This is a genomic window from Gimesia algae, assembly GCF_007746795.1.
GTDB lineage: Bacteria > Planctomycetota > Planctomycetia > Planctomycetales > Planctomycetaceae > Gimesia > Gimesia algae.
The window spans coordinates 4561773-4574590 of the sequence record NZ_CP036343.1; the positions used below are offsets into that span (position 1 = coordinate 4561773).

Genomic DNA, 12818 nt, shown 5'->3' on the forward strand with positions numbered 1-12818 from the left:
TTGCTCACCGCGGTTCCAACTCCGGAGCCGCGGTGTAGTAATACATGTTGGGTACTTCAGGCTGAAATAAACCCACCCGGTTCCAGGGTGCCAGCATCTGCTCCGCCTGTTTTACAGCCTGACTTATTTCATCCTGCGGAACTGGGAACTGTTGCTCCAATTGTGAAACCAGTTCCAGCCACTGCCCCACCGTCTGAGTGAACTCACTGTCATCGGCACATAACAACAACGGCTGCCTTTGCTCCTGACTGCGTTGATACTCAAAGCTGGTCGCTGCTGCAAAATAAAACAGCGTGCTCGCCGTAAACAGATTGAAATCAAACCGGCTGCGATAACAACAGGCCACCAGACGATCAATCAACGCCCGTTCTCTCTGCAGCGACTCTGAATAGTCCGCTAACTGCTCCCGCCGCGAGTCTTTTTTCCAATGCTGCTCCAGCACAGAGACCAGTCGCTCAATACCGCATAATGTCTGCGCTATCCCGGTGCTGTGCAGCGGATCAATAAATCCCGCCGTGTGAGGCAATAGCGCCCAGTCGGGTCCCGCGCACTCTGTCCAGCCCCGCTGCAGACGCCCCGTGGTAACCAGCCCCGCTTCCGGCGCGACGACAGCCGCTTCAGCAAACTGTGCCTGGATCGCTGGATAACGTGCCAGCATCTGCCGCCAGTCCAAAGCAGTTTGTCTCTCGTCCAATACAAATCCCGCGCTGGTAATGCCGTTATTAAACCGCAACTGCCACATCCAACCTTCCTGCAGCACATGATGCAGCGCCGCTAAATCACAGGCAAACGGATAATCACTGCGATCCACCTGGCTCTGTTCCAGCACCTCATCCCACAGCTTGACGTCTCTGAAATGTCCATAAATCGCGCGAGATCGGGTGGCGAACTCCGTCTGCGGTCTGATTCCCAAAGCACGGGGCACCAGACCGGCGGCTCCACTCGCATCGATCAGAAAGGTTGCCCGCAGAAAAACTTCCTCCCCGTCTCTGCTGCCTGAAATCTCCCAGCCGTCCGACCGCTGCAACTCTACTTGGGTCTGGTCCAGAGAGACCACATTCGACTTCTTTACTTCCTGCGCGAAGAATTCATCAACGTCCGCCCGGTACCAGTGCGTATCTGCCAGCGTTTCACTCAAATTCGCTGTCACCAGCAGTTCGCTGCTATGCGCTGTATCGATTTGAAACGGCTGGCCCGGCTGATGCGCGAAGTAACTGAAGCCCCGCTTGACGCCACAGGCGATGTCGGGATACGTCTGCTGCCACGATCCATACTTGCAAAATGGCTGAAATTGTGGAAGATCGTACTTCTGGGACAGTGACTGCAGCAGATAGCCGGCCGCGGGTGTCGACGATTCTCCAATCGAAAAACGAGGATGTGTTCCGCGGTCGATCACAGCGACCGATAGACCGATGCGGTCCAGTAGCAGCGCCGTCAGGCTGCCACCAAAGCCGGCTCCCAGAATCACGACGTCAAATTGCTGCATGAGAGTGGATTGATTCTACTTGATTCAGAGTTTGAATAATAAATCGCAGCAGACATATTAACCGATTGCTGACTCAAAGGCAGGTTCAGAAGGATAGATCATGCAGATACAACCGGTTCTCATCAACGGACAATGGATTACTTCCACAGGCACCACCAGCTTCCAGGCAGTCAATCCGGCCACAGCGGAAAAGCTCGAGCCTGAATTCCCTGTCAGCGCCTGGGACGAAATCGAATCGGCAGTCGAAGCGGCTGCCGACGCTGCGAAAGCTATGCGGGGCTGGCCGGGTGAACGCTTTGCCGCCTTCCTGGAAGCGTACGCCGACGAAATCGAAAAACGAGCCGACGACCTGGTCGCGACCGCGCATGCAGAGACCGGCTATCCCGAATCCCCCCGCTTAAGAGACGGCGAACTTCCCCGCACGACCAATCAACTCCGTCAGGCAGCCACGCATGCCCGCGAAGGTTCCTGGGCACAACCGACGATCGATACGGCCGCTGGCATCGGTTCGATGTTTGGTCCCATTGGCCCGGTGGCGGTCTTCGGCCCGAACAATTTTCCCTTCGCCTTCAACAGCATCGCCGGCGGTGACTTCGCCGCTGCCGTCGCCGCGGGCAATCCGGTGATCGCGAAAGGTCACTCATCGCATCCCAAAACCACACAGATCTTCGCGGAAGCCGCCGACGCTGCTGCCAAAGCGACCGACATGCCCGCCGGTTTCGTCCAGCTCATTTATCGCACGAGTCACGCCGATGGCTGTCGACTGGTCTCGCATCCCCTGATGGGTGCCATCGGCTATACCGGCGGACGCAGTGCGGGCCTCACAATCAAAGAAGCGGCAGACAAAGCCGGCAAACCGGTCTACCTGGAACTCTCCAGCATCAACCCGGTCTTCATTCTGCCCGGCGCATTAACCGAACGGGGCGCCGACCTCGCCGAAGAATTCAAAGGCAGCTGCCTGATGGGTACCGGCCAGTTCTGCACCAATCCCGGTCTGGTCGTCCTCAAAGCCGGTCAAACCGCCGACGCCTTCATTGATGCGGTCAAACAGAAATTCGAAGCGGCCCCCGCGGGCATACTGCTGGGCGAAGGAGTACAGCGCGGCTTCCAATCCGGCATCACCGCCATCCAGTCTGCTGGCGCCACACTGGTGACCGGTGGCCTGCAGACCGATGGCCCCGGCTACTCCTGTGCGAATACCCTGCTCAAAGTCAGTGGCAGCCAGTTCCTGGAAAATCCGGAAGCCCTGCAGGCAGAAGCCTTCGGAAACAGCTCGTTGATCGTTGTTGCCGATTCGGACGAACAGCTGGTAAAGATCGCCGAATGCCTGGAAGGCAACCTCACCGGCTGCATTTACAGTCATACCGGCGACGAAGATGAAGGTCTCTACGAGCAGCTGGCCCCCGCGTTGCGTCAGAAAGTAGGACGCCTGCTGAACGACAAGATGCCCACCGGCGTGGCCGTCAGCCCGGCAATGAACCATGGCGGCCCCTTCCCGTCCACGGGGCACCCGGTCTTCACCTCGGTCGGCATTCCGGCGGCCATCCACCGCTTTTCGATGTTGCAGTGCTTTGACAATGTCCGCCCGCAGCGTCTTCCCGAGGCGTTACAACCGAAAAACCCGAATGGCAGTCTGTGGCGGTATATTGATGGAATGTACACACAGGCCGACTACGAGGCATAATCGCAGGCCAGTTCGCAACAGTAAAGGCAGCAGGAAATGCGGTTCGGAAACGTTCAGAGAGCCGATTCGGCGAACCAGCTGCGGTGAAGTGCCCTCTATAGAACTAAGCACTGAGAAAATATGAATTTACAATGATTTTTTTTGCCCGTAACATTGTGAAGTGATTGTGGTTGTTGCTATTATCCTGACTCAGTCAACAAACGGCCTGTCGAGCAGCGGACACCAACCACGCCGCAAAAGTGCTCCGGCCGATCAAATACAGTAAGAACAAATGAGGGCGTAGCTCAGTTGGTAGAGCAACGGACTTTTAATCCGTAGGTCCAGGGTTCAAGTCCCTGCGCCCTCATTCTTAAGAGCCTTAAGCATCAATTGCTTAAGGCTCTTTTATTTTACTGATTTTGTACCTGAATGATTGATTTTTAAAGTGTACCTAATTTGCTCGTTTTCAACTCCATGTAAACAGCGGGTTATCCATGTAAACAGCGGGTTAGAAGTCGTAACGCTGACTGTGCTGATGATGCTCTATTCCTTTGCCTGGATCACGTTTCAGATCCTAAATGTCATGCCGACGGCTTTCACTGGGGGGGATTCGCGCGGGTTTTAATACACCATGCTCTCACGGATGGGAGAAGATCACGGGCATATCTCGGCGATTAGGTGTTGAGAACTCGAGTCTGGGAGTAATCAAATCCTTTTTGACAACGAAGTGCTGGTCACCATCGCCGTCCAAAATAACTCTGCCAGGGTGGGACATCGGTATCGGGGTTAAGTTGCCGTGGGGGATAACGAGCAGCATACGGCCAACCGGTCAAATCACCCCGCCCTGATTCACCTTGCACGCTCAACTGCTGACCTTGGAAGCTCTCCACGCAGCCGATTCGTTCGGGACGCAAAGGTTGCAAGTTCAAATCTTGTCATCCCGACTTTTAAGCTGTTTTATGGTAACGTCTTACGAAAACGATTTCTGGTCCCTTATTCACCAGATCACACTGGTCCGTTAAGTGGTCCCTTATTCTGTAATTTTCTGTGTTAAAATACAATCCTCTGGGCTGCGCAGAAGCAACGTTCGCCGCTGATAAACGATTCGACAGGGACCGATTCGCGGTCTCCAGCAGCGGGCAGAAGAAAAAATGGAGAAAAATCACCACTCGTTAGACACGGGGTGGGCGCGATGTTAAGTTGAGGTGCGATTCAGTGCATGGTAAAGCCTTCCCGCTTCGACAGCACGAGGTCGTTTTGGAATCCACGCAGACTGGTAGACGATCACCCCTCGCAACAAAAGCCTGCCCCTTTTTCTTCCGGGCGAAGTACGGATAATAATGGCTATGAATTTCTTCGATATCGCCGGCATCCTCGTGGCCCTTGCAGCGGCCTTCGCGTTCATCAACCACAAACTGCTCAAGCTGCCGACGACGGTGGGACTGATGCTGCTGGCCATGCTGAACGCGGTCGCACTGCTGCTGATTGATTGGATCGTACCGGGGGCAAGCGCGCTCACCTCGGCTGAGACGCTCATCGGCTCGATCGACTTCGACCAGACGCTGATGCAGGGCATGCTTGGCTACTTGCTCTTTGCCGGGGCGTTACATGTCAACCTCAACGACCTCAAGCAACAAACCGCGGTCATCGCGCTGCTCGCGACCATCGGAGTCCTCGCCACGACGTTCATTGTCGGTGGGCTGACCTACGTCATCACCGGCTGGCTCGACATCAAGGTCCGCTTCATCTACTGCCTGATCTTCGGCTCGATTGTCGCCCCAACCGACCCGATCGCGGTACTGGGGATCTTCAAGAGCCTCGGCGCCCCCAAGTCGCTGGAGACCAAGATCGCTGGCGAGTCGCTGTTTAATGATGGCGTGGGCGTGGTCGTGTTTATCGCGCTCCTGGGCATCGCTGGGTTGGGTGGGCATGGCGAGTCGGCTGCAGACGTAAATCAGCCGGATAAGTCGAACCAGGTCGTTCAGCAGAGCGAACAAGAACATCCACACGAGGTTCAAGCAGACAGTGAGGTCCCAGAGACGAACGCAAGCGACGTCGCCAAGCTGTTCGCCCTCGAAGCCGGCGGAGGGATTGCGCTGGGCTTTGTGCTGGGGCTGCTCGCATTCTTTCTGTTGCGATCCATTGATCACTACGCGACGGAAATTTTGCTTTCGCTGGCGGTGGTGACGAGCGGGTATGCACTGGCGATGAAGCTGCATCTGTCAGGGCCGCTGGCGATGGTGGTCGCAGGGCTGATCCTGGGTAATCATGGCCGAACGCTGGCGATGTCTGACAAAACACGCGCGCACCTGGACACGTTCTGGGAGCTGGTGGACGAACTTCTGAATGCGGTGCTGTTTGTGTTGATCGGCCTGGAGGTCCTGGTGTTGTCGTTCCAGGAGAAATATCTGCTGGCCGGGGCGCTGGCAATCCCCGCGGTGCTGCTGGCGCGGTTCCTCTCCGTGGGCACGGTGCTAACCGCCCTGAAGAAGGCGACCGGCCGAGAATTCACACCCCATGCAATCAAGGTCATGACCTGGGGCGGCCTGCGCGGCGGGATCAGTGTTGCACTCGCGCTCTCGCTCAAGGAAGAAATCCACGCCCGGCAATCGCAGTACGACAACGTCGGCGAACTCGTCCTGACCATGACCTACGTCGTCGTCGCCTTCTCGATCCTCGTCGGCGGGCTGACTATCGGCCCCCTGCTGAGCCGGCTGGGGCTCGCAGGGCAGGGAAAAACAGACACCCCATAACTACTGATAGCCGCATCACCTAATTCAAGAGGCTGAATTAAGCTACTCCAGAAAAGTTCGAAAACGGTGCGTTATCTCTAAAACCCGTTGAGGACTTGAAACTTTATAAGTTGCTTTGGCTTTACAACCTCTGTAATCAACCCGCGTACGAGTCTTTACGAAGAAGGTTTTGCACGTGACGCACATTTACACATGGAAGTCCGGGTTATCAGCTGCTGTTCCCATTAGACTGTGTCCCGTTTTACTGTAGCGTCTCCAGGACCATTTGGAGCGAGTATAATAGATTGAGAGACGCTATGGTTAAATGTGACGCGCTCTAGATCCCGTCTGAATCAGTCGGAATCTCGCGTAATATGGTGGTTGAATGACGATCGAGACGTGAACGCCGACTTGCCATCTAATTCTGTTGCTTCTCTGTTTCTTTTTCTTTCGGACTCTGATCCGCGTCTGGAGCCGGAGCTTCCGACTTGAGGTAGCGGAAGTAATCGGAGTCGCTGCTGAGTATGGCGGTGACGCTTTCGCCGAGGGATTCCGAATAGCTTTCCAGTGTGCGTAGAAAACTGTAGAACTCCGGGTCACTGCCGAAGGCTTCACTGTAGATGCGGGTTACTTCCGCGTCGGCTTCCCCACGAATGATCTCCGCTTCCTTTTGGGCTTCGCTTTCAATCTCGGCGAGCATGCGTTCGGTTTCCCCTCCAATTTCCGAGGCGCGGCCCTGGCCTTCACTCCGGAATTGTTCGGCGATCCGTTGTCGTTCGGCAATCATTCGCTCGAAGACCTGCTGTTGGACCGACTCGACGTAGTCGAGCCGTTTGATCTGGATGTCGACCAATTCGATCCCATACTGAGGCATCTGCTGCTGAGCGGTTTTGAGAATATCTCGGACCATTTCGCCCCGTCCCGTTTCCACTTTCTGAAGCAGAATCTCTTCTTCCCGTTCACCGGTCATGGTCCGTTGCAGGTCCTCTTCCGTGACCTCCCAATCTTTAGAGCGGACAATATTGACTAGCGGACTGGATGCGATTTTGTCGCGAACGACCGAATCGAGGATATCATTGAGCCGGTTCCGGCCTCCCGCTTCGTCCTGTACGCTTTGCAGGAATTTGAGGGGATCGACAATCTTCCAGCGAGCGGTGGTATCGATTGAAATGAACTGTTCTTCAACAGTGGGAACCTGATTCGGATCACCATCCCAGGAAAGCAGGCGTTTGTCGAACTTGCGAACTTCCTGAATGAAGGGAATGCGGAAGTGGAGACCGGGTTCGGTGACGGGATCGCCGACGGGGGCGCCGAATTGCACGACAATCGCCTGAGTCGCTTCATCGATGGTAAATACTGAAGCGCGCGCGACAACAGTAATGACGATAATCAGAACAAATATCAACGGAATGAGGTACTGTCGAAATCCGCCGGAGCGCCGAAATGAAATTGACATGGGAAGCCTCTAATAGGAATGTTAAATCAATAAGAATAAATCGCGCTAGCGATTCTGGACAGGATTGTTCTTGTCCAGATTGAGCAGTGGAACAGGCGATTGTCCTCCCGGTTCAATTACATAAATTTTGCCGAGCGAGGGGAGCACCTTATCGAGTGTTTCCAGATACATCCGTCGCCGTGTCACTTCGGGAGCAATCTTGTATTCTTTCAGGATCGCTTTGAAGCGGGATGTCTCCCCCAGAGCCCCGTTGACGCGTTCCGCTCGATAACCTTCCGCCGTTGCGACGACCTGCTTCGCCTTGCCCCGCGCGGCCGGGATTTGCTGATTCTGTTTTTTCTCGGCTTCGTTGATCAGTTGCTCCTTCTCCTGTTCGGCCTGGTTGACTTCGTTGAATGCCGGTTTGACCGAATCCGGTGGGTTCACATCCTGCAATTCTACGGTCCCGATCCTGACTCCCATATCGAAGGAATCGAGCAGTCGCTGGATTTCTTGCTTTGCGTTCAGGGCGATTTCGACACGCTTGATCGTCAAAACGTCACTGCCCAGGTTATTGCCGACAATTCTCCGCATCACCGCTTCGGAAATATCCCGAATCGTCTTGTCGACCTGTTCAACCCGGTGCAGATACTTGTTCGGGTCGTCCACGCGGTATTGCACAACCCACTCCACGTCGACAACCTTCAAATCACCGGTCAGCATCAACGATTCATCGCGATATTCTTCGGATTTACGATAAACGGTGGAGGCTCCTTCCTGGGCGGCGGTCCGAAAACCGAATTCCTGTTTAAGCACGCGAGCCGTCGGCACGAATTCCTGCTCGTCGATTCCGAAGGGAAGTTTGAAGTGCAGGCCTGGATCTTTGATCGCGATCACTTTTCCAAACCGCTTGACAACGGATTGACCTTCCGGCTGGACGGTATAGTAGGACGTAAAAATGCCCCAGAGGATGATCAGCCCCAGGATGACAAACAGGATGAACCACATGACGCGCGATCCGTCGATATCGGCCAACCATTCATCGAACGGACTTCGCTCTCCGGAATGTCTCATGGCAGAGATACTTTCTTTAAAACAGTCTGATCCGGTCGGAACCGAACGAAATGATCATAACGATAATCAGCGTAGGAAGCTCATTCAGGTAACAAATACTCACGACACTCCTCTACTCTATCTCACAGAAGCGGGATTGCAAACCGCATCAGAACCGCGGTGTAGACCGATATTTCCCATTTGAGTTGAGCCTGGAGCCGCCTCTGACCCGCAATCCTCTCCATTATAGCAGCGCATGCGTGCCCCGTCACCTTGGCTCCGATCTTTACCAGCTTCTCCCGCAGCGTCGTCAGCGACCAGTTCTGTATCGGCTTGGGAAACACCAGTCGCCGCAGGAAGTTGCCGTGCTGTTTGTCACGACTTTCCAGGCATGATCGCGCGAGTTCTCGCGTCTGGTGTCATTTTTGGGGGAGGCAATCCGCGCGAATTGATCACGAATCAGATCTGAAGCGGAGTTTAAAAAAGCACTTACGTTTTATAGGATTAAAGTAAACAGTTGAAATATGGCTCCTATTCGATCCATGCCGGAAGCCTGGGCTTCTAATCCGTAGGTCCAGTGTTCAATTCCCTGCGCCCTCATTCTTAAGAGCCTTAAGTTTCAATAGTTTAAGGCTCTTTTATTTTACTGGTTGTGCACCTGAATGAATGAATGATTTTTAATGTGTACCTAATTTGCTCGTTTTCAAAGGCATGTAAATAATGGTTAAAAAACGTATCGCTGCATGTGCTTCAGCTACTCTCCTTGCAGGAAGGAAATCAGGAGGCCCGTTTCTCCTAAAGGATCAGTCAGGCTGCCAGCAGAAGCGAAGTGATATACTCACCCAGCAGAGCACAATCCAGTGAGAACTTAAAAAACGCGACGTGGAATATTCCCAGGGAACACTTTCATTTCTAATCGCGTTCAGTTTTCATGTTCCGTTTGACAATCGGTCGTCAGTAGAGTGGTCTTGAGGGGCCGCGTCAGTCGAAACACACCTGCAGGTCCCCCCGGTGCACCGGAATAAAAGAAGACATGCTGCACACCGGTTTGCAAATCGACGACAGAACCTCCGGTATGAAAGCCGTCGGCTGTCGCATAAAATATTCCTTTGCGATCCAGCAATCGGCATTCCAGCTTCCAGTCCGCCGTCTTCCATTTCTCCGGTGAGATGCTGAAGAGATTGATCGACATGCTGCTGCGATCCGACTGCACCGCTTCGAAGTTTCCGGTCACGGGATTGAAAATCAGGTCGGAAGTATCTACCGAGCGTTTACTGATCATGTTCGTCTCTTTGGCCTCGAACGATGCGCCGGGTTTGCCGCGCAGTTGGATCAGATGCCGCGTCGTCTGATTCCGGGCCAGACCATAGAACTCTCCCTGGTGAAAGATAAAGTTGGGCTCGGCCTGATGACACCAGTCGGGTAGCGGCATGCTGATATTGTTCCAGCTTTCTCCCCCGTCTTGCGACTGATACAGGGCCAGTTCCCTGACGATCGTGCCGGGGCGATGATTCTTATACTTCGTATGGTGGCCGAACAGCAGCAAACCCAGTTTCGGATCATCGATAATCCGGGGGCCGACGTAAACAATGGGGCCGGAATGATGGTCTTCCCGAAAAGCGGTTTTCAGATGGCGCCAGGTTTTCCCCTCATCATCCGAACGAAAGACACCGTGATTACTGACCAGAATGACCGCCCCGTTCCGCATCGTTCCAATGGCATTCAGATGCACTTTGTATCCGAGCGGACTTAAGTTTTTGGGTCCGAATTTGTAACGATGAGACAGGGGAATCATTCCGCCACGATTACGGTCTGCTGCCTGCATGCAGTCCCGTATATCGTAAGGTGAAGACCAGGTTTTGCCTCCATCTGTTGAACGCACAATCACCGAATAGGTCGTATCGGCATCGGCTTTGCCCGAGAGTTTCACATTATGTCCCGGCATGGCGCGATGCACGACAATCAGGGAGTCCCCCGACTTGGTAGCGACGGGCCAGCCATAATGGTCATTGTCCCCCTGGGGATCGTGAGGGAGATTGACAGGGGCAATTTCGAACTGGGCTGCATTCTCGCAACAGGCCTGCGCATTTGGTTCGGCGTTCAACAGCCGCGTTGCCAGAGCGTCGGACCGGGGAGAAGCGACCCCGGTTGACGCCAGTTTTAAATACGCTTGCACGAGTTGCGTTCCCAGATCGATCTGCCCGCGAGAACTGTAATGTGCCAGCAACTTTGTCGGCTTGCCGTTCACGGTGATTTCTTCCGGTTTCCGTTCCAGTGCATCCGTGTCGATCATGACCACGTTCGCCAGTTCATCGGCGACCTGCTGCTGTATCTGGCGGATCTGGTCTGTATATTCCCGTTCCGGAATAATTCTGCTGATACGACCGAAGACGACCGGTAACTCAGGCTGGTCTGACTTCTGTCGTACCGCCTGAATCAGGTTCTGGAATTTTTTTGCATACGCCGGTTCATGGAAGCGGGCATCCCGTTCCCCCTGCATCCAGAACAGAGCAGCGACTTCTCCCCCGCCGGCTTTCTGGGCGTTGTCCAGTTTCTGAAACAAGTCTCTGACCAGCGGCATGCGCGGCTGCCAGAGCCGAATGGCCGTGCCTCCTTTGGCATGTTTGATCAGACCAATATTCTCGTCCGGAAATGCCCGCGACAGTTCATGGGCAATCGCCAGCTCGGGACCGAATTCCTTACCGGGCTTTACGTAAGCAACTTTATTATGATAAGGAACCCATGTTCCGTTTGACCAGAAATAGACGTTCTTCGGTGGTTGCTGTAATTGTTCCGGGAGTTCTGCCAGGGTGCCCTGTGAAACCATGTTCGACTGACCAGCCAGGAGGAATAATTTGTCGATCGCCGGTTCTTTCGCAGAGACCCTGGTCAGGTTGAACCATACCGCCAGCAATAAACACAGAATGAGGAATCGTCGAGAATGAAAAATAATGTCACTGCTCCCGTACTGAATCGATGAAAAGTCTGTCCTGTTTTCCTACGTGAATCACCAGTACTCTGACTGAAAAGATCTGGTGACTGGAATGAAAACCGCATTCTCATGATGGTCGCTATGGCAACTCACGTCTATTCAACATAGCGAATAACCTGTTCACTTTTGCGACTTTCGATTTTTACGGCAGAATCGGTTTGCTATTCCCGGAGACAGACTCTACAAACAGAACTGACAAAAAATACTATCAACAGCTTTTGGAATATTACTGATTTAAAACAGCAAGGCTCATCATTGTGGATCGTTTGCGAGTAGCGCTGCTTGTGGAAACGTCGAGAGGCTACGGTCGTGGAATTCTGCACGGCGTCTGGCAATACATTCAGGAACACGAAACCTGGTCGATTCTGTATCGGCCCTGCGGTTTTGGACAAGTGGCACCTTCCTGGATCTCTTCCTGGGACGGTGACGGGATTATCGCTTTTATCGACACCGCCAAAACGGCACGGCTGTTAAAGCAATCCGGTGTACCAACGGTTGATTTACTTGGAGAACTGATTCCCAAGCCGCAGGTTCCCTTTGTCGCGCCTGACAATCAGCAGGTCGCAGAACTGGCGGTTCAATATTTTCTGGACCGGGGTTATCAGTCGTTTGCCGCCTGTGGATTTCGGACCGGTCTGCGTCCCATGCTGGATCAACGCTGTCTTAAATTTCAGCAGCAGATTCAGGAAACCGGTGTCGAATGCGCGCTGTTTACGCCACGGGGAGGCGGCAAAGAGGGGCCTTCCTGGGAACGCGAACAGGAACAGATCGCCCGCTGGTTACAAGGTCTGCCCAAACCGCTGGCGCTCTTTACCTGTAATGATACACGAGGGCGGGAAGTCTTGAACGCCTGTCAGACACACAATATTTCCGTTCCGGAAGAGGTCGCGGTACTGGGAGTCGGTAATGATGATATTCTCTGTCAGCTCAGCGACGAGCGTCTCAGCAGCATCGACGTGGATCCCCAACGCGTGGGATACCAGGCGGCTGCCGTCTTGGATTCCTTAATGCATCAGAAACCGGTTTCCGATCTGACCTTGATCCCTCCCCGCCGGGTCGTCTCGCGGCACTCGACGGATTCACTGGCTGTCACCGATCCGGAACTGGCAACCGCGATTCAGTATATCAGACGCTACGCCTGTCGGCAGATTCAGGTGGAGGACGTCGTCAAACAGGTCAATCTGGAACGCCGCGTACTGGAACGACGGTTTCGAAAACTGCTGGGCCGTTCTCCCAAGGCTGAGATCATCCGTCTACAACTGGTGCGTGCCCGCGAATTACTGGCTGAAACAACGCTCTCCAATACAGAAATCGCCTACCGCTGCGGGTTCAACAGCGCCGCCTATTTTATGGACCTGTTTCGCCGTAAAGTCGGTCAGACCCCAGGTGAATTTCGCCAGACCTCTCAAAGTTCGGAACAGATTGTTTAAGCGATAGAAGTAAGTACACTGCAACAC

7 protein-coding genes, 1 tRNA gene and 1 pseudogene are annotated in these 12818 nt (G+C 54.0%); 4 read left to right on the forward strand and 5 right to left on the reverse strand.

Translation table 11 applies throughout. The features are described 5' to 3' along the window. Positions 1–4: 4 nt before the first annotated feature. The gene (locus Pan161_RS16910; RefSeq protein ID WP_145229024.1) at positions 5–1486 is read right to left on the reverse strand and encodes an NAD(P)/FAD-dependent oxidoreductase; all 1482 of its coding nucleotides are present in this window, start codon (positions 1484–1486) and stop codon (positions 5–7) included. Between the two features lie 100 nt (positions 1487–1586). On the opposite strand from Pan161_RS16910, the gene Pan161_RS16915 reads away from it, so the two are divergent. The 3 genes from Pan161_RS16915 to Pan161_RS16925 all read left to right on the forward strand — a co-directional run bounded on the left by Pan161_RS16915 (position 1587) and on the right by Pan161_RS16925 (position 5902). Then, on the forward strand, positions 1587–3170 hold the full coding sequence (locus tag Pan161_RS16915; protein WP_145229026.1) for an aldehyde dehydrogenase (NADP(+)): 1584 nt from the start codon (positions 1587–1589) through the stop codon (positions 3168–3170). Between the two features lie 273 nt (positions 3171–3443). Further along, positions 3444–3516, forward strand: a tRNA-Lys gene (locus tag Pan161_RS16920). Between the two features lie 979 nt (positions 3517–4495). Continuing rightward, the gene (locus Pan161_RS16925; RefSeq protein WP_145229028.1) at positions 4496–5902 is read left to right on the forward strand and encodes a cation:proton antiporter; all 1407 of its coding nucleotides are present in this window, start codon (positions 4496–4498) and stop codon (positions 5900–5902) included. 397 nt (positions 5903–6299) lie between these two features. Here the strand turns inward: Pan161_RS16925 and hflC are convergent, their stop codons facing one another. From hflC to Pan161_RS16940, 4 genes and pseudogenes are all read right to left on the reverse strand, one after another. Further along, complete coding sequence (gene hflC / locus Pan161_RS16930; RefSeq protein WP_145229030.1) at positions 6300–7337, reverse strand: protease modulator HflC; 1038 nt, start codon at positions 7335–7337, stop codon at positions 6300–6302. Between the two features lie 45 nt (positions 7338–7382). Beyond that, complete coding sequence (gene hflK, locus Pan161_RS16935; protein ID WP_145229032.1) at positions 7383–8390, reverse strand: FtsH protease activity modulator HflK; 1008 nt, start codon at positions 8388–8390, stop codon at positions 7383–7385. 122 nt (positions 8391–8512) lie between these two features. Further along, positions 8513–8734 (reverse strand): annotated as a pseudogene (locus Pan161_RS31420) (hypothetical protein); the annotation flags it as partial. A 557-nt stretch (positions 8735–9291) separates the two neighbouring features. Further along, the gene (locus Pan161_RS16940) at positions 9292–11283 is read right to left on the reverse strand and encodes a sialate O-acetylesterase (protein ID WP_261342923.1); all 1992 of its coding nucleotides are present in this window, start codon (positions 11281–11283) and stop codon (positions 9292–9294) included. A 335-nt stretch (positions 11284–11618) separates the two neighbouring features. Here Pan161_RS16940 and Pan161_RS16945 point away from each other — a divergent pair, with 335 nt between their 5' ends. Next, on the forward strand, positions 11619–12791 hold the full coding sequence (locus Pan161_RS16945) for an AraC family transcriptional regulator (RefSeq protein ID WP_145229036.1): 1173 nt from the start codon (positions 11619–11621) through the stop codon (positions 12789–12791). The last annotated feature ends 27 nt before the right edge of the window (positions 12792–12818 follow it).